Origin of the sequence: Prodigiosinella confusarubida, from assembly GCF_002847015.1 — a bacterium.
Lineage (GTDB): Bacteria > Pseudomonadota > Gammaproteobacteria > Enterobacterales > Enterobacteriaceae > Prodigiosinella > Prodigiosinella aquatilis.
Window position 1 is genome coordinate 4413130 of sequence record NZ_CP025085.1, and the last position, 18315, is coordinate 4431444.

General features: G+C 53.2%; 19 protein-coding genes. All 19 read right to left on the reverse strand.

Annotation, left to right across the window (positions count from 1 at the left end):
* Positions 1 to 13 precede the first annotated feature (13 nt).
* The 19 genes from pilP to CWC46_RS20190 all read right to left on the reverse strand — a co-directional run bounded on the left by pilP (position 14) and on the right by CWC46_RS20190 (position 18202).
* On the reverse strand, positions 14 to 526 hold the full coding sequence (pilP, locus tag CWC46_RS20100; protein WP_021014754.1) for a type IV pilus biogenesis protein PilP: 513 nt from the start codon (positions 524 to 526) through the stop codon (positions 14 to 16).
* Positions 513 to 1805, reverse strand: coding sequence for a type 4b pilus protein PilO2 (pilO2, locus tag CWC46_RS20105; RefSeq protein ID WP_021014753.1), 1293 nt, complete (start codon positions 1803 to 1805; stop codon positions 513 to 515). The genes pilP and pilO2 overlap by 14 nt, the downstream gene beginning before the upstream one ends.
* A 2-nt stretch (positions 1806 to 1807) precedes the next feature.
* Positions 1808 to 3496: a PilN family type IVB pilus formation outer membrane protein gene (gene pilN / locus CWC46_RS20110; RefSeq protein ID WP_051391487.1), complete on the reverse strand. Its 1689-nt coding sequence runs from the start codon at positions 3494 to 3496 to the stop codon at positions 1808 to 1810.
* Between the two features lie 17 nt (positions 3497 to 3513).
* On the reverse strand, positions 3514 to 3990 hold the full coding sequence (gene pilM / locus CWC46_RS20115; protein WP_237160194.1) for a type IV pilus biogenesis protein PilM: 477 nt from the start codon (positions 3988 to 3990) through the stop codon (positions 3514 to 3516).
* Complete coding sequence (gene pilL2 / locus CWC46_RS20120) at positions 3951 to 5150, reverse strand: PFGI-1 class ICE element type IV pilus protein PilL2 (protein ID WP_021014750.1); 1200 nt, start codon at positions 5148 to 5150, stop codon at positions 3951 to 3953. The genes pilM and pilL2 overlap by 40 nt, the downstream gene beginning before the upstream one ends.
* Before the next feature lie 203 nt (positions 5151 to 5353).
* Complete coding sequence (locus CWC46_RS20125; RefSeq protein WP_021014749.1) at positions 5354 to 5785, reverse strand: DUF29 domain-containing protein; 432 nt, start codon at positions 5783 to 5785, stop codon at positions 5354 to 5356.
* 231 nt (positions 5786 to 6016) lie between these two features.
* Positions 6017 to 6559, reverse strand: coding sequence for a single-stranded DNA-binding protein (gene ssb, locus CWC46_RS20130; RefSeq protein ID WP_021014748.1), 543 nt, complete (start codon positions 6557 to 6559; stop codon positions 6017 to 6019).
* Positions 6560 to 6636: 77 nt separating this feature from the next.
* Entirely contained in the window at positions 6637 to 7137 is a 501-nt protein-coding gene (locus tag CWC46_RS20135; RefSeq protein WP_021014747.1) for an STY4534 family ICE replication protein, read from the reverse strand.
* 628 nt (positions 7138 to 7765) lie between these two features.
* Positions 7766 to 9778 (reverse strand): DNA topoisomerase III, encoded by a 2013-nt coding sequence (locus tag CWC46_RS20140; RefSeq protein ID WP_021014746.1) that lies wholly within the window; start codon positions 9776 to 9778, stop codon positions 7766 to 7768.
* 9 nt (positions 9779 to 9787) lie between these two features.
* Positions 9788 to 10528, reverse strand: a complete 741-nt coding sequence (locus tag CWC46_RS20145) for a PFL_4669 family integrating conjugative element protein (protein ID WP_021014745.1) — start codon at positions 10526 to 10528, stop codon at positions 9788 to 9790.
* A 20-nt stretch (positions 10529 to 10548) separates the two neighbouring features.
* On the reverse strand, positions 10549 to 10983 hold the full coding sequence (locus CWC46_RS20150) for a hypothetical protein (protein ID WP_101377520.1): 435 nt from the start codon (positions 10981 to 10983) through the stop codon (positions 10549 to 10551).
* A gap of 3 nt (positions 10984 to 10986) precedes the next feature.
* A complete protein-coding gene (locus CWC46_RS20155) occupies positions 10987 to 12243 on the reverse strand; it encodes an STY4528 family pathogenicity island replication protein (RefSeq protein WP_021014744.1) in 1257 nt (418 codons plus the stop codon).
* Between the two features lie 106 nt (positions 12244 to 12349).
* A complete protein-coding gene (locus CWC46_RS20160) occupies positions 12350 to 12583 on the reverse strand; it encodes a ParE family toxin-like protein (protein ID WP_021014743.1) in 234 nt (77 codons plus the stop codon).
* On the reverse strand, positions 12580 to 13161 hold the full coding sequence (locus tag CWC46_RS20165) for a DUF2857 domain-containing protein (RefSeq protein ID WP_037380654.1): 582 nt from the start codon (positions 13159 to 13161) through the stop codon (positions 12580 to 12582). The genes CWC46_RS20160 and CWC46_RS20165 overlap by 4 nt, the downstream gene beginning before the upstream one ends.
* Positions 13162 to 13252: 91 nt before the next feature.
* A complete protein-coding gene (locus CWC46_RS20170) occupies positions 13253 to 14008 on the reverse strand; it encodes a DUF2786 domain-containing protein (protein ID WP_021014740.1) in 756 nt (251 codons plus the stop codon).
* Positions 13995 to 14243 (reverse strand): TraR/DksA C4-type zinc finger protein, encoded by a 249-nt coding sequence (locus CWC46_RS20175; RefSeq protein ID WP_021014739.1) that lies wholly within the window; start codon positions 14241 to 14243, stop codon positions 13995 to 13997. The genes CWC46_RS20170 and CWC46_RS20175 overlap by 14 nt, the downstream gene beginning before the upstream one ends.
* A complete protein-coding gene (locus CWC46_RS20180; protein ID WP_021014738.1) occupies positions 14233 to 15957 on the reverse strand; it encodes a ParB family protein in 1725 nt (574 codons plus the stop codon). The genes CWC46_RS20175 and CWC46_RS20180 overlap by 11 nt, the downstream gene beginning before the upstream one ends.
* Positions 15957 to 17330 carry an SPI-7-type island replicative DNA helicase gene (dnaB-PI, locus tag CWC46_RS20185; protein ID WP_021014737.1) on the reverse strand — a complete coding sequence of 458 codons (1374 nt, stop codon included), beginning with the start codon at positions 17328 to 17330 and terminating at the stop codon, positions 15957 to 15959. The genes CWC46_RS20180 and dnaB-PI overlap by 1 nt, the downstream gene beginning before the upstream one ends.
* On the reverse strand, positions 17327 to 18202 hold the full coding sequence (locus tag CWC46_RS20190) for a ParA family protein (protein ID WP_021014736.1): 876 nt from the start codon (positions 18200 to 18202) through the stop codon (positions 17327 to 17329). The genes dnaB-PI and CWC46_RS20190 overlap by 4 nt, the downstream gene beginning before the upstream one ends.
* Positions 18203 to 18315: the final 113 nt, after the last annotated feature.

An 18315-nucleotide genomic window follows, 5' to 3' on the forward strand; every position in this document is an offset into this window, starting at 1 on the left:
GATATTTCCTTCTTCAGAACGACAGCGCTGTTCCGTCACTGAGTTTCACCGCATTTAAGGTCACCGACGTCACGCTCAGCTTGCTCCCCGGAAGTAGGTCACCGGCAGACACTTCGGTGATCCCTCCCTGAGGGAGCACAATGCGCGCATGCAGCTGGGTGCCACGCCCGTAAATCTCCTGCAGACGGATAGCGCCCATGACACGTTTCGATGACGTCGCGCCAGCGGCCGATTGTCCGACATTCATGCTCAGCGGGTTAGACGGCATGAAAGGCAACGACGCCGGCACATTCGCCGCCTGGCTGACCTGGCTTTCGCTTTGACTTTCACGAAGCTGCCTTTTGAGTCTGGCGGTCTGTACCTGTTGTTCCAGAAGAAAGTTACGGGACTGTATGGCCTCAAGCTGACCAATAGTGACATTGTCCGCGTCGGCAGAAGCCGGACGATCTTCCGCCAGGCTCTGCTGGCTGAATACCGCGAGAATGCCAAGCAGCCAGAGCCGGCAGGCGGAGTTAACGTTGTGCATACAGACTCCCCTTAACGGTGTAGTCAAACTGCCCTTGCGGGCTTAACGTGAAGGCAATGCTGAAAAGACGAAGTCCGATATCATCACAGCCAGCAAGCATCCATTCCGGTGCCAGCCGGGTATTCACCGCGAAGGTAAACTCCCGCCAGCCCTGAGGCGGTGCGGTATTGGCAGCGCCGGGGATCACGTCGGGTGGTTTGATTTCCGTAAACCGGACACGGATGTTGCGCCGCTGCAGATGGGTCACGAAACGCATCAGTTGAGTATTCCCGTCCGGCACCGCTTCATCCCTGGCAGGTAGCGAAGTGGCGGCGTAGGGCACATTGACGTCCCCGTTCTGCCCCCCGTCTTTCAGGTCAAATACCGCGCTCTGGCCAAAAATATGTTTTGCCCGACGGGCAAAATCTTCCACCGTCGTACCGGGCATCGCCACATACCGCAGACGTAAGCCCGCCTGCGTGCATTCGCCGGCGGTAAGCCGCCACCCCACTACCGAAACAGGCAACGGTTCACGGGTAAACCAGCATTGGCTCAGGAAAACGGAAGACGGCAACAAAGAGGCCCACGGATGCACAACCTGCGGTTCAACGGCAGGTTTATGCTCCGCCAGGACCTGACGTGCTTTGTATTCAGCCAGTGCAGCCGCCTGCCGGGCCTTGAGTCCGGCATCATCCCGCCAGTAAAAGAGGGCGGCTGACACCCCCACGACTAAAAACGCCAGCGTTCCCAGCTTTCGCAACGACGGGATTTGCCGCAGATGAACGCGACGCCGCTGCGTGCGGGTCAAAAAACCCGTCAGGTTCTGCCAGGACTCAGGTTGTTCAGGTCTGGCGCTACAATGCCAACCACGTTGCAGATCGCCGGGGTCATTGAACTCCATGAAGCGCTCACGGGCGGCGTTCACTTCCTGTAATGTCCCGACCACATCCCCCATGACGGAGATACGCCCCCCGACGGTGGCTAAAAATACCCAGCGGTCCGCCGCCTCATCAAGCTGGTAAATGCCGTAACTGTTGCCCCCTTCACGCACTAAAAATGCGGCGGCCAGGGAGCAGAGCCGTATACCACGCCTGACGCGGGCAGGCAGGGCAAATCCGACCATCCGGTCGGGCTTCCTGCCGGTCTGGATCCAATGGGTATCACCACGGGTATTCCGCCAGAATCCGAGCCCGGCACCTTTTTCATCTACCCAACGCAATCCGGCCAGCCACCCGGTACGCCCCTGGATAAGCACAGGCTGGGTACCTTGTGCTCGGCGGCGTTCTTTTTGTTTTCTCATCGTTACCTCAGCAGCACAGGTGTAACCAGAATGACCAGGGTGGTTCGCGTCGTATTACCGTTTTGTCCCCCACCTAGAATGAAGTTGCCCGGTGTGAATGTCCCCTGCTTGTCCGTCGTGGTGGTGACCTGATCAGACCCCGTCAGCACCAACGTTTCACCGGCACGCATATTGACTTTCTGGGTCAGGGCTTCCTGCTGGAACGTCGGGACGTCATTGCGCGTATTCCCGTCTTTGCTGACAAAGGATTCGATTTTGGGCGGGCTGGAATAGCTAAAGGCAAACTGCAACTGTACGTCGCCGTTTTCCTGGATATATGGCAGCATCGTCATGAACAGGCCAGTGGTCAGGATGCTGGTCTGCATCGAGGAGGTGACTCCCACGTTTGCCGTCGCTGTCGTGCTTGAGCTGGTCAGGATACCTTTTTGATTGGAAAGCTGGTAAGGAACTGGCGTCAGGTTCGTTGTGGCGCGGTTGAGCTGGGTGACAACACTGACGTTTCCCTGCTCAGAAAGCGCTTTGATGAGCAGTTGTGAGCCGGAGAAACGCGCCGCGCTACCGCTGGCCGTGTCCAGAATGGAAAAGCCCGCCGAACCCGCGTTGTCGGCAGCGTTGGTGAAACTGCCCGAAAGCGTAGCCCCTGCAGTATGCAGAGACTTGTAAACCAGCCCCCAGTCGAGTCCCATCTGCTCATTACGGGTCTGAGTCACACTCAGCACCCGCACACTCAGTTGAACCTGACGGTTTAGCACTTTGTTCTGGTACGCGATGTAACGGCCAATACGGTCCAGAACCACCGGCGTATCCGTCACCGTCAGCGTTCCGCTGGCAGACGAGAGCCAGTAGCGCCCTTTTGACGGCGTGATCATGTTGTCGATGGTTTTACGGATATCATCGTAAAGATTACTGCTAAGGTCGTACGCCGTCTTTTGCGCGGAATTAATATCACCGGACGTGCCTGAACTCGTCCCGCCACTGCTTCCCAACTGGTTACCAGAGCCCGAATTTACTGAAGCGGTACTGTCGATTTTGGTATTCAATATCACCAACTGATAGGTACGGGTATCGAGCTGGTAAAAAACGATAGTGCCTTGGTCATTACGCACGGACAGGCCAAGACGGCTGGAGATAATATCAAGTAACCCGCGCAGCTTGCCCTGCCATTTCAGGCCGGTGAGCACCGGGTTTTCCACAGAGACCGAAGCCGCCTGCTGGACTTGCCCGCCGATCTGCGACAGGGGAACTCTGCCGTTATCATCCGGAGCAGGCAATTTGCCGGTCATCTGTTGCGTAGTGACGTTACCGCCACCGGTGGAAACCAGCGCTTGCAAGGCATCAGGTGTAATGGTGACTCTCAGCCCACAGACTGCGGTAATGCGCTGCCCAATCTCAGGTAACGTCATCCCCTCCGGCCGGATAATTGTTATCTGGCAATCGGGGAACGACGTATCTTCTGGCGAAGACACCACGGGGATCACCGGCCTGAGATTAACCCAGGGTTTATCTGTCCATGTCACCGATTCTTGTGTTAACGCCGTTCGGCTCTGAGTGATCCGTTGTGCAGTGTCAGCATCCCCCCTCGCCTGGTGCTCCATCCGGTTAATTTCTTTGAGAGAACATCCGGACAACATCACCAGCGCGGCTATCATCGTGGCGTGGAGAGTTGGTCGGGACAGGAAAAACGTCGGCATCGGCATCCTCGACTCCTTTAATTGAGATAAACGACATTGCCTTCCGCCACGCCGGCGGGAAGGAGCAAATTCATATCGGTACCATCAGACATTTTGAGGCGTCCGCCGGACACCGTGCAGACCAGCGCAGAACCCGCCGACTGACGATGTAGAGAATCGACCAGCCCCGGACGATCAACAGACCAGAGCCAGAGACGTCCCCCTTGAATAGCGGCCTGAATGCGGCTATCAGTTGCCGGAAGCATGCCAAACTGCCCGGTGACAAGCGGCCCCTCGGCAAGCTGATGGGTATACCGCCAGTCATTGACTGCGCTCGCCAGCCTGAGGATGTCTGCGGCCAACAGGTTGGCATTGACCTGGATGTTCTGATGCACAAGACGAGAGGCATCACGGGTCTGTACGTTGCCAACTATCAGCAAAAAAATCAGGGACAGAGCAGCAATACCGTATCCCATCAGTGACGGCCTGGATGATCGCTGACGGATACCAGGCATTGCATACGGCTGGCGACGGCATAAAGCGGTTTCTCCGCCTGGCGATACAAGTCGAAAATCTGCACCAGAACTGACTCAAAATTACCGTGGAACACCAACGGTGCGTCAATCCGGTAGTCCAGCGAAACCGGCCAGATAACGGCCCAATCTCCCCCGTTGTCGCACTTTGCAACGCCTGCCCAGCGGGTCAACGTCTCTTTTAGCGTGGAACCCACTTCGGCACGCCACCGTTGCCCGGATGGCGCAGCCATCACCGGGGCACCAGGCGTAAAGACCGGGTTTCCTGTAGGCGCAGATGAGTGGGTACGGGTGTTTTTTACAGGCCCCGGTGTTTTCATCGGAATGACCGGTACTAGCGGTTTAGTCAGAGGCTGTACCGCCTGTTTCATCTGATAAGCAGATGTCACCGGAACGGTTGGCTTAGTACCAGGTATCGTTGAGTTGCTCACATTGGCGCCGCGCTTCATCGCCGCCAGTACCGGTGAAGGCACTGGGACACTTTCCGGTGTCAACCCTGACGTCGACTGAACCGCCGCTGGCACGGTGAGCGGCGGTGTGGAAGGGGTGACTTTTGAGGCGATAGGAGAAGAGGCTGAGAACGGATTACCCGACAAACGCGGTGCAACAGCGACCGATGTGTTAGCACGGGGGACGAAATCCCGATAGGCATCGCGAAGCGTAAAACACACCTCGCGATTAACATCATCGACACGTAAACGCCAGGCTGGACCGGCCAGAACCTGCAACGCCTCGCTAAGACGAACAGGTCCTATTGAGCGCTGTACCGCAGGCAGTGGACGGCTCAGTAACTCAACAAATGCGGATGAAGATGCCGGGCACAAAGAGTATCCGGACTCCAGCAGCAGGTACCGAAATCCATCCCCGACTGAACGCACTAACTGCGCCGGCATGGTGATATCAACCATCTGATTCAAGGGATCACGCTGAGCATCAGCGGGCCGGGTACTGACCAGGGTATAACGGTCATAGCGCATCACCTCCGGCGATCGGCCCCGGTAAATATCACTCACTCTGGGGTGGGTGGAGATACGCGGCAGTGCGTCAGCAGCAGAAATGCCGTTATTGGCGCACCCGGCGGTTAGCAATGACAGCGTTAGCCATGCCAGTTTGTGCCCAGGATGCAGGGTCAGTCGTGCCATCAATGTTCACCGTGAGAGTATTCCTAATAAGTGGCGGATATTCTGACGGCGGCACAAAATGGAACAACGCTAAACTCTTTCCGGGAACTCAAGAAAAAAAAGTGTCATCGAAATTTGGGCGGACACACGCTGGCTGGAGGCGGGCTTTTCTAAGGGGGAATATAGAGAAAAACGCCGGACAAGCCGGCGAGATATTCATTGCGTTAATCAGGATAAAATTCGCTATCCATGACCTGGTCAAACGTCCACGGACAGGATTTAGGGAAAGTTTTCTCATCCATTCCCGTCTCTCTGGCAGCAGATAAAATCGCATCACCGTAAGCATCTGTTGTCATCTCATCAAGTTCACGCTTTAAGCTTGGACTTTTAGAAAGACGACGGGCAACTTTACGACGCTGTTCTGCAATGGTCAGCTGCCAGCTACGGCCACGGTGCGAAGGCTGGAAAGCCCACTTCAGGAGGTGAAGGAACAATACCTCAAGGCGTGACTCCAGCTCGCTTCGTTGGCTATTGCCCATGCTCTCGATTTCCTCCAGAAGGTTTGGGGTGTCTAACTGACTCAGGCGACCAGAACGCAGCAGATCTGCCTGTTCCCTGGTCCAGCCATAAAAATCAGTATCATAACGGTTAGTCATAGTGTCCTCCGCTAACAGCGCACCTTACCTTTAGTAAGGTGAGTCTGTCAGAGAATCGAACGCCAGTCAAAACTGGCAGATTAGTTTGCGCCAAGCATCTGAATGTCCGGATGTTGGTGCCAACGACGTGCAGCAAAAACATCACAATGCTGACGCCAAAAAAAGAAGGAGAACCACCCTGAGGGGAAAGTTCTCCCCACAAGGTGGATAGTTAAGGTTAATACGTCATCATCAGGAAATAGCATAAATCGCGCTGCGACAGACGCCATAACCGAGCCCAAGAAACGGGATATCGTCGTCGAAGTCCATCGGTGGTTCATTGCCCATCGACTGTGATACTGGCTGAGGCGTCCCACTGTGACCAGGTGTCGCTGCAGAAGTGTGTTTACCGGCAGCCTGACCGTTTCCACTTGTGTTGGTGCGGTTACTGCTGCCCAACATCTGCATGGTGCCTTGCTGTTTGACCATAATTTCAGTCGTCCAGCGTTCGACACCGGCGTTATCTGTCCACTTACGGGTCTGCAATTGGCCCTCGATGTAAACCTGAGAACCTTTGCGCAGATATTCTCCGACGATTTCAGCAAGCTTCCCGAACATCACTACGCGGTGCCATTCGGTTCGCTCTTTCTCTTCGCCTGTTTGTTTATCACGCCAGGTTTCGGCAGTGGCCAGCGAAAAATTGGCCACTGCCGTTCCATTAGGTATGTAGCGGATTTCAGGATCCTGTCCCAAAAATCCGACCAGAATGACTTTATTTACGCCGCGACTGGACATAATAAATTCCTCTTAAAAAATGGTTGAGAGGAACACACCCGCTGGTGTGTTCCAGCCAGGTGTGTGTCCAGATCGGTTCAGAATGAGTTGTCAGCGTAACTTCTAGGCTGTTCCGCATGCTGTCCTGGCGGAGTAGACGTCGGTTTTTCGGACTTATAGACGATCTCGCCACCAATTTTTATCCACTCGACCGCAATCAGTCGGGCTTTTAAACTTGGACGACTTTCGCCGGCATGATCACCCTTAGATAAGGTGAACACGTCAGCAGTAAGACCGCTAAGCACAAAACCAACCAGCACCTGTTTCTCCTCATCTACTGATTTTTGGCAGCGATTAATGAGTGAAACACTTTCCTTACCTGCGACAGTCACATCAAAACGGGTATAGGACGCGTTGTCGGTAGGGCCGGTCAGGGCATTAATCACAGCACAGGTGAATTCACCCGTTGTGCCTGCGACTTTACGGATATTGTTGAGGTATCCGATGCCGGTAACGTTCAGATTGAAATATTCAGTCTTAGACTGAGAGGAAGAATGTGAAACATTGTTTGAAGCAGGGGTATTTGCAGTTGCAGTCATGATGTTCTCTCCGGAGTGAAATAAACTGGGTGCGGAGAAACAATCATCCCGTGCGGGAGAAAGTTTCCCGCAGGGAAGTCAGTAACAGTATTACTGACTGGCTGAATTAGTGAAGTGAGCCTTAACCCGAAGGTCTCTGTTTTCAAAGGATAAACAGATTTAATTTAACCGCTCGAAAGCGCCATCTCTCAGGTCATGATGGCATTGGCATGTGATTACCCTAAGGCGTTCCTCTCGAATCACCGGAACATTGGCAGTTGTCAGAGACAACGATTAGCCCATTCAGTTTTAAACCACGGCGAAGAGAAGTCAATATAGCGGGTAGGAAAAAATGTAGAATGCGAAGACATAAATAAACAGCGGTACCCTGAGAGGTACCGCTGTTGCGATCTGCACCATCGATCTGAAGTTAAGCTGTTCTCACAGCAGCTCCGGGGCAGGTTCAGGACCCGGCACGGTTTTCACGGAGGTTATGTGCCTTACAGACTCTTCTCTCAGGTGTGGGAGCGGCCTGTCAGACTGTTCCGCCAGAATACAATGCATGTAGCATTCTGGCAGACCGCAGTCACGGGGTGCGGCTTCAGAGCCACGAGAAACATAGCAAAATACAGGCTCTGACCGCAATCGGTTAATTCTGCTTTGGCTTTCGAGACGTAGACTTCGCCGATTTCCTCTTCACCTGGTCAGGGACATTAACCACACCTTTGCAGGACGGATATTTCTCACAACGGTAAAAAGCCTTTTTCTCACCACGACGCAACCGGGTTTTACTGCCGCAGAGAGGACAAACTGGCGTCGGTGGCAAACGGATCACCATATTCTGTGCCAGTCCCTGAGCAACCAGTTGCCGTGTCCAACCTGTCTGCCGGGCCATAAAGTCTTCAAGACGCATGCGGCCCGCGGCCACCTCATCCAGCGCCTGTTCCCACAGCGCCGTCATGCCCGGTTCTTTCAGCGGAGCTGGCAAAGCATCCATCAGATCCATCGCCACTTCGGTCGCCCGCAGATAACGTCTATTCATGACGATGTAGCCTCGCTTAAGCAGCGTATCAATGATGCTGGCGCGGGTAGCCTCCGTCCCCAACCCGGCATTCTCTTTCAGGACTTTTTTCAACTGCAAATCGGTCACGTAAGATGCTGCGTTCATCATCGCGGCAATCAACGTATCAAATGTAAAATACAGCGGCGCTTTCGTCTTAAGATCCTTCACCTCAGCCACCGTCACAGTACAGACATCGCCTTTGTTGAGGGATGGCAGCGCATTGTCCTCATCACCCTGAGCGTTACCTTTTCTGTCAGTCGCCGAACTGAACAGCACTTTCCAGCCAGGCACCACCACAACCTGTCCGGTTGTTCTGAAAAGCTGTCCCCCGATGCTGAGATCAAGACGGGTCACGTCTCGCTCATACAGTGGGAGGAACTGGGCCAGATAATGCCGACGAATAAGCTCATACACCCGTTTCTCCACATCATTCATGTTGCCCATGTCGCTGGCATGCTTAGTGGGGATGATCCCGTGGTGCGCCGTGATTTTTTTGTCGTTCCAGATACGTGATACAAAACGGGGATCAAGAGTCGCTATCGTCGTCGTGAGGGACGGGTCAGTTTTCGCCAGTGCGGCAAGAACCAGCGGGATCTCTTCACGCATCGACTCCGGCAGAAAACCACAGTCGGTACGGGGATAGGTTGTGGCCTTATGGGTCTCATACAGACTTTGGGCGGTATCAAGCACCTGCTGAGGCGACATATCCCACAGTTTGCCGCAGGCCTGCTGCAAGGCCCCTAATGAAAACGCCAACGGAGCGGCCTCCGTCTCCCGCTTTTTCTCCTGCTCAATGACCTGGGCCTGACCCGACTGACGGCAAAGCTGGGCCACCTGCTGAGCAATGCCCTGATGAACACAGCGTTTTTCCTCATCGGTGTACATCTTCGCGGGCACCCAGCGGGCAACAAACGCCATCCCACACGCCTGGAGAGCCGCGTTGACCTGCCAGTAAGGCTTCGGGACAAAAATGGCGATTTCTCTGTCCCGATTCACCACCAGTGCCAGCGTCGGTGTTTGCACCCGCCCCACGGACAGCACACCGTCAAAGCCTTTTTCACGGGCCTTCAACGTATAGAGCCGGGTAAGATTCATGCCCGTCAGCCAGTCTGCCCGGGCACGGCCTAACCCCGCGTAGTACAGCGCCAGCGTCTCATTACCGGGTTTGATGTTATTCAGTCCGTTGCGAATACTCGGTTCATCCAGGGCAGATAACCAGAGCCGGTTTACCGGGCCGCGCCACTGGCAAAAGTCCAGCAATTCCCGGGCAATGACCTCGCCTTCTCGGTCGGCATCGGTGGCAATCACCACTTCGTCAACCTGCTTAAGTAATTTCGCGATGGCCTTAAACTGATCTTCCGTCTCCTTTTTCACTACCATTTGCCACTGTGCCGGTAATACCGGCAGAGCATGGATGTTCCAGGGTCGTGCAAACTGAGTGCCATACGCCTCAGGAGAGGCGGTTTCGAGTAAATGTCCGACAGCCCAGGTCACAGTAACACCGGGGCCCTGAAGAAAGCCGGTTCCTCGTTTAGTGGCACCGAGAACGGCCGCAATATCTCTCCCCTGGGAGGGTTTTTCACAAAGGAAAAGGCGCATCCTCCCTCCTTATTGAGCAGCACTGTTATCAACAGCCCGGTACCGAATACGCAAAAGGTTGACACTGGATTCATGAATAGGTGGGGAGAAAGAGGAACGGCGGTTTCCCAGCAGCACGTCAATGTCCGGCTCACCCAGTTCTAAAACGGCCTGTTGCCACACATCGTTATTTTCGACGGCATCCTGGCGATACACAGGCAATGAACGATACGGAACAACACTGCCATATATCTGTCGGATCAACCGGCCGCCTTCACTGAGAAGTTGATCGCGCTTAGCTCGTGATACCAGCCCATAGTGAAATGCCTGAAGTACCTTCTTTGAGAACTGATCAAAACCGATTAACAGATACACGCAGCGATAACCCAATGGGGTATTGCTGTACACCTTGATATCCAGCGGCGTCTCAACACCAGCTTCAGTAAACGTGACACCTGTCGGAAGCAACTGCATTTCCTTATCCAGGCTATTAATCAGATTGGACATCGTGTTACTGGCTCCACTGATTTTGTCTTCCAGTGCAAGCATCGCTGCATCCGCCCAGGGATTATTTTTCAAGGAGTCTTGGTTAATCCTGGACGCCAGGCTGAGAAAACGCGGCATTCCCATAATGGCGGGCTTACCTTTATTGCCATCATCCTCTTTCTCTGCCCGCCGACCTTGCCATAATCCAATGGCATAGTGGCTGTGGAGTTCAATTTTCAACTCTGAGTGCAATGCACCTGTTCTTTTTTCAGTGCTGTCTGCCATCTCTGTCACCGTCTTATCAGTTAAGAAGGTCCTGATAGTCCTGAAAATGATGGCGAAGCAACAACGTAAAACTCTTCATCCGTTTCGTGAATAAACTTTATCTGATCGTTTACAAGCTTTCTGACACAGATAACTAACCTTTTATCGTCTGCTGCGGGGCGCAGCACTGTACATTTATCAGCCTCTGCTGCGGGGCGCAGCACTGTGCATTTTTTAACCTCTGCTGCGGGGCGCAGCACTGTGCATTTTTTAGCCTCTGCTGCGGGGCGCAGCACTGTGCATTTTTTAGCCTCTGCTGCGGGGCGCAGCACTGTATATTTATTAACCTCTGCTGCGGGGCGCAGCACTGTGCATTTTTTAGCCTCTGCTGCGGGGCGCAGCACTGTACATTTATTAGCCTCTACTGCGGGGCGCAGCACTGTGCATTTTTTAACCCCTGCTGCGGGGCGCAGCATTGGCTAATTTTTAGACTTCCCCAAAAGCATCGCATTCCGAATATCGGCAATAACACTTGAAACCCGCTCAGCAGAAGCCCGTTCTGCAGGACGTGGAACGGTTGGCATTGGCGTCAATGTGGCAGTAGTTGCCTGTCTGACAGGCTGGGACGTAGTGGAAACTCCGGGTATTACCAACTGTCCCTCACGGGCCAGCTTGAGCATTTTCAGCATCCAGCCCGTAGGATTGGTTAACTGCCCCCTGCCCAGCTGGTTTTTCAGCATGCCCAACAAGGCTGACGACTGTGGACCCGGCAAGGCAGTCAGTTGAGCCGTCAGCATAACTGCATCGTCAGCAGAGATTTTGCTCGTCAGCGATTCGGGTAGCTCAGGGACTGGCTGGCCTTTACCACCGTTATCATCAGATACGTACGTTTTTTTATTCACACCTTGTGTGAAACTACGTACGTTACGGTTCGATTTCCGAACTCCGTCGTAACCACCTGATTTTAGACTGAGTTCGGAAACCGAACTCGGATCTGACTGCCCCTTTTCATCACTGAGTTCGGTATCCGAACTCAGTATTTCCTGACTATTTTCTGCGCTTTTGATACTGAGTTCGGGAACCGAACCCGGCTTATACGCACGGCGTAAACTGGCCATTTGTAACGGTGTTGCTGCCGAACCGAGCCGACTTTCAATCATGGCAAGACGAGAATGACGGTGACGCATCGTTGGGTCGTTTCGAATTTCAGCCAGAACGGCCAGTGCCGTCATGCGGACAGACTTATTCCTGTGCTGACAGCTTGATGCCACAAGATCCAGCCAACCCGGGTCAAAGGTTTCCGCATCACGGCAGCTGAGCGGCTCATCATGTTGAGCATAAATGTTCCCCCTCACGCGACCACGCACATCCCTTACCCGCTTACACAGGCTCAGCCAGCCGGTGATCCTCAGCATAAGCAGCACTCTGCTGATCGTTTCACGGGAAGCCTTTTCCGCATGGGGAGAGGCAAGCTGTAGCTGTAGCTCGTCGTAGGTCGGAAATACCGCCCCTTCGTTTTGCTGCGCATAGAGACGGATCATCACCCACGCCGTTTTATCCAGCGGGGAAAGACGGGTATCCATAAACAGCCGGCGTGGAAAAGCATCATGAACATTTCCCAGGAAAAGCAGACCGCTGCGTTCACTGGTAACATCGCTCTCCGCCGTTCGGCTGGCAAGGTTGTTCTGCATTCGTGACAGCGTGAATTCTACGATGCTGTCTGGTGGTAATCCCATCTCGCGTCCTCTTTAAATATGACAGTGACAGCACTGCGGGGCCATGAAGGCCCCGATCCTGGTTGTGCTGGTCATCGTGCCGCAGGGCTCTACAAAACCCGCGTCACTATTTCCTGATTTCACGGTTGTACGTCTGGTGATTCATCAGGAACCAGCGGTGCCCACCGTCTTTACTGAGCATCCGCCAGAAGGGACCAATATTAATCTTGAGATAACCCTTTTCATCCAACCGCTTGCACACCTTCCGGCCGTTTTTAAGAAAGTCCACCATGCATAGGGCTTTACGCCGTACTGCTGGCGTGACGTGCTGGCGAGGACAGAAATCAATGAGTTCAGTCATACCGCCTCCCGTCTATTGCCTTTCCGGTCACGCTCCCGGCACCATGTGGTGACGCGCGTCCAGACAGCTGTCAAAGAAACGTCATGTAGCTCAGCGGCGAGCATCATCACATCCAGCGCATCATGAGAATCCGGAGAGGTGAGGCCCGATGAATCCCACTGCGTCCAGATACCGGCATCCGCCTCTTCATCCGGTGCCTGAGTACGCCCTCGCGCTGTATCGATACCCTTAAGACGCCGGCGGGCACTGACCTCGGCAGCGCTCAGACCAAAATAGGTCTGCATAAGCTCAATCGATCCCCCAAGGGCTAGCGCTCGATCAATCCGCTGCATCCGCTTCTGCTCCGTTCTGGACTGCTGAACGATGATCCAGAAGTTATCGTGATTGATGCTCAAATTCAGTACCGACACACTGCTTTGCATCAGGTAATGAAGATCATCCACCGTCAGTTGGCTCAGTTGACGCACTTCCTCAATCGTCATGCCCAGCGACTCGCACCGGCGGATGTTGCCAGATTTCAGCTCCATAAGGAGATGTGTCAATATGGTGTTCGTTGCCTGAGATAAATTCTGGCTCACCGTAACCCCCCGTTAATCCCCAAGTCCGTAAGTAACCAAAAGCCCGTTATCCAACGGGTAGAGCACGCCATGAAAATCAGCACATTACTCATCATCCCTCCCCTCCGGAAACCGTTAGAGACAACATGGATGCCGTCGATGCTTGACCGTAAATCCCTTTATTCAGCTCTGCACGTCGACCGGCCAGCCATCCAGATATTCGCGCGTTGGAATCCCCGCGGCAGCGCCTTGCCTCACGAACGTTAACGTCGGACAGTGCCGGGCCGCATCGCTGTGCCAGCCAATTTCGCAGGACACCTGATTCTTTCTCTGTCGGGGCAAACGGCTCCAGGACATTCCATACCCCCACCACCCAACCTTCCCGGAACTGGTCTGCCCGGTTACGTTTTGTCCGCAACTTGAGTCGTTTAAGCTGGTATGCCGAACGCATATGACATGTGGTGGCATTTTTAAGTTGACGGGACAGCACAGTAAAAACGTACAGCGCCACGTCGGGACGTTCGTTCAGTCCATAAAAATGCAATGAGCGCCGGTCACGCTGCCGCCCCACTCGAGTGACCGTGCGATACCAACTGAACCAGCAACGGCAGCCCGTTGCCATGCAGACGACAGCAGCCAGCGCATTCAACCATCCGGGAATACTGATAGCGTCGGTATACACTTGATAACTCACCGCTTCCTGTACAGCACAAACCGCGACATCGTCCTGCGAAAGGTTGTGTCGTTGCATCAGCACCTGCGCAAGGCGCACAGCCCGGGCCGCTTCATACGCGTTATTGTTACGGGTACCCAGAGCCATCAGCTTCCGGATACGGCGCAACAGCTTTTCATTATCACCGGTGATCATCGTTCCTCCCCGTTCCAATATGTTGATGGTGTTCCCTGACTTCCTGACAGCCGACACAGAACCTGACACCGCGTACTGCCCGACGGCGCGCTTCGGGGATAGTGGCCCCGCAGTCCTCACAATAATGATGTGATGGTTTATCAGAGCGCACTTCATTAAGGATCTGGCTTAAACTTGCTCTGAGCTGCTGTTCTGTCACGGCCTGCGCCATTTCATCATTGAGATCAAAGTTCATGGGAACCTCCTTTCGCCGCATCGCGCTGCAACTCACGCAGGCGGCGTAACACGCGGATCAGCCGCATCATTTTAACGACATGCAGATCATCAAAAACAGGCTGGTCGCTTATCACAGGCGAACCGAAAAAATTTAGGCAGAACATGAACATATTAAAAGGTTCGCTCGAAAAGCTCCCGGTCATTCCCGCTAGGAAAAGCACAAATTCATTGCTGCTTTGAGCAGAGGCGCTATAGCCAGCCGAGTGTTCGGTTTTATCTTCAGAAATACTGTCTGTGCACCCCATCGCCTCGGCGAGTTCAAAAGCCAGCCGATAAGCCATATCCTGCAAGTGCTCGATATCGTCCTGTAATGCGGGGATATGCCAGATATCGTTGACCGGCTCCAACCCAACCGCCGCAAACGCCACGGAGGAGACAGAACGGTCGGTTTCATCAGAAGATTCAGATAACGCAGAAAATAGGTTGTCCGTATTAAAGGCCGGGCGGGCTTCAGTCTGCCCGCTGATAACGGTGGAGCCACCATAGAGATCTGGCTGGGTTTCAGTTCTGTCAGTGGGACGTTTCTGATCTCCGTCCATCAGGGTCTGCATGGATGAAGGTAATGTCGGGACAAGCAATTCAGCCTTGTTATCCGGCGACGGTTCAGGTCGGGTACCCGCGCCGGTCAGGGTACCGGAACGCAGGCCGGTGAGGTGAGGTTCCCCATCAGACTGTGGTGGGAGCTGGGTGATCGCTTTGCCTGATGATGCAGGCTGTGGTGACTCCTGATATATGACGACCGGCGGCTTAGGCGGGTCACCAAACATTTCCCGACGCTGCTGCTCTTTCGGATCAAGTTCAATCAGCCAACGGTCATAATTTAAAGAGGGGTGAGGTAATGCCTTGAGCAGTTCACCGATAAGCTCATCACGGAACATTTCGAGGGAGTACAAGTCTGGGTTATTAAACGACTCACTCGTCTTTCTGAAAACATCATCATATGTTTGGGTGGTATCAACACTGGTGCAATACTCACTCCATGTTTTTTCGGCGGCGGACCGCAATGCAAGCAAAGGCATCACTTGCCCACGGCTCAACCCAGACTTCAGCACATCAGGCATATAGGGATAGAGATATTTTAACGTATCTTCCATACGACTGATCGAAGAGTTATGGATCGGATAACCTTCCTGATTAAGCAAATCTGAGAGTTCCCTAAGCGAAACATTTCTTCCGAGCTGTTTCTCGCTGATAGCCCGTGCGTTATGAATCCCTAAGGCTTTTTCAAGGTAGGTCAGGTCGCCCCGGACTTCATTTTCAGCCAGATGGCCAATCAAGCACTTCAGCCGTCCCGGCCATGGCTTAACAATGGTCTGGATCCGATAAAAACGGTCTTCTCCGGTTTCTTGCCATAATTCACAGAGGATCTGATAACGAGTATTCCCTCCGTCGCTGAAGATATACACATCCTCACCGTCCGGATCGCGTGTCACTTTAGGAATGGAATCCAACCCGCGCGCGCGGATTGAGGACTTAATGTCATTAAACCGGGGATTACGGGAAGTTCGCGGATTATCTGGATTGGGACGCAGCTGATCCAGAGTAAGCACCATCGCCATTTCACTGACAGGAGGTACCAGCGGTGAAACATTGCTTTCGGAGTTCAGCAGTGACGGTGATTTCCCCCGCTGAAGCATGGCATCTGAAAGATTCACTTTGTTGTATTTGGCCATCAGTATGTCCCTCCCTGAACGGCAGGAGCCCGAAGAGACTCAAAACGCGTAAACCTGCTGTCAAACCGCAGTCTGATCATACCGATGGGTCCCTGACGCTGCTTGCCAATGATAATTTCAGCAAGTCCTTTATCTTCCGTGTCCGGGTTATAGACTTCATCGCGATAAACGAACATGATGACGTCGGCATCCTGCTCCAGCGCTCCGGAGTCACGCAGGTCACCATTATTTGGTCGTTTATCTGCACGGGATTCAAGAGAGCGGTTAAGCTGCGAGAGCGCCACAACTGGACATTTCATCTCCTTGGCCAGTGCCTTTAGCGATCGGGAAATTTCAGCGATTTCCTGCGTCCTGTTCTCCTGATCAGGGCAGCGCATCAGTTGTAAATAATCCAGCATGATAAGCGACGGTTTACCGTGTTTACGGGCACTGCGACGCGCTCGAATGCGAAGCATTGACGGTGTCAGGTAGCTGCTATCATCAATAATCAACCGGTCGCGCCATTCATTCGCAATGAGACCTGCTACGTTGCTGATACGCGCCCAATCTTCATCCTCTAACAGTCCGCTTTTCAGACGCTGAAGTTCCACATTTCCCAGAGAGGAGATCATACGCATCAGTAACTGTTCAGTCGGTTGTTCAAGGCTGTACACCTGAACGACACTGTCTCTCTGCTGCTCAAGCGCGCCAGTGACTATCCCCATCGCCAGTGCCGTTTTGCCCATCGATGGACGACCGGCCAGCAACACTAAATCACTGGCCTGCAGCCCGCAGGTGCGGGTATCAAGATCATCAAAACCTGTCGGCGTACCAGTTATCCCATTACCGGATTCATTACGTATCTCCAGATCACTGATAAGACGCTCTAGCCCCTCAATCACAGACGTGCCTTTTTCCGGCTCCGCTTTTTCGGCAATATCAATGATCCGTTTTTCAGACTGTTCCAGGATGGCGGATATATCAGCCCGCGGGGCTGATACTTCCCTGGTCAGATCGTTGCCTAATGCGGCGAGCTGACGTGCGCGGCTATACCTCGCCACAATTTCACTGTATGCCACAATATTGGCGGCGCTGGGCGTGTCTTTACTGAGTGTGGCGGAGTAACTAAATCCACCCACCAGTTCGAGCAAGTTCTGTTGTTCAAGAGAGTCGGTCAATGTAATGAGGTCAATGGGCTTGCCCGCGTCAATCAGACGTTTCATTTCACGAAAATAGATTTGATGAGCTTTGCTGAAAAAATCCTCTGCTGAAATGATGAGCGCGACATCATCCCAGCGGTCGTTATCGAGCATTAACCCGCCTAAAATGCTTTGTTCGGCCCCGTAAGACACGAGGCCTTTCAGCTTATCTTTATCCAAATCAGCCGGTTTCATAGGCTCACCTGCCCTTCAGTTTTCAGTGAGTCGAAACGGCTCTGCCATTCAGGGAAAAGTTCGCAGGCCAGTTGGTGCATGGTGGAGAATGCAGAATCACTGACACGCCCTGTTTTCTTTTCCAGACGATGGGCCGGCTGACCAACCGCATGTCCTTCAACATAAATTTCAAGGTCATAGATAAAGGTGCTAAGCAGAGAGACATCAATCTTCTCGCAGTGCGCACTGTATCTGCCGTCATTAATGATTTCTTCGAGCTGCTGGTACGTTGCGCGAGCAAGGCGGGTGTACTTCATGCAATTAATCAAAATGCGGATTTCGGGGAGCTTCAGACCAAGTGCGGAAAAAGGCAGCAGGTTTTCCATCATATTGACAGTGCCACGGATGAACTCCCTGACATCAGGCAGTATGGGTTTTACCACGCCCACAGCTGTCTGTGTCGCCGCAAGAACAATCAATTCCAGCATAATGGAACGGGCACCTTGGGAATCAACGATGATGACGTCATAAGACTGGAAAAGGGGATGCTGCAGAACATTGCGTAAGCGTAACCGCCCGTCTGGAGCGTGCAGCATGGCAGTAGGAAGCTGAGCGTGGGGATCGTTGGAAACAATCACATCCAACCCGTCAATAACACTATTGGATATGATGCTGGAAGGCTGACTTAGATCCGCAGTCTGCATGAGCAACTCATACAAACCTTTGGGTGCTTCGTAGGTGAGAGAGAAAATGCTACTGGCCGTGGGCTGAGCATAATCACCATCGATGAGAAGGACTTTTAGATTTGCATCGGCAAGGAAACCGGCAAGGTTGGCTGCTTGAGTGGATTTACCTTCCCCACCCTTGGTAGAAATTACTGGAATTACATGCATTTAGGCACCTGATATTTATCTCAGGATGCGAACTTGCATTTAAATCACAAGATAGTAATGAATTTAACAATTAGACATAAGGATTGAAAATCCTCGTGTCCTTGGTTCGATTC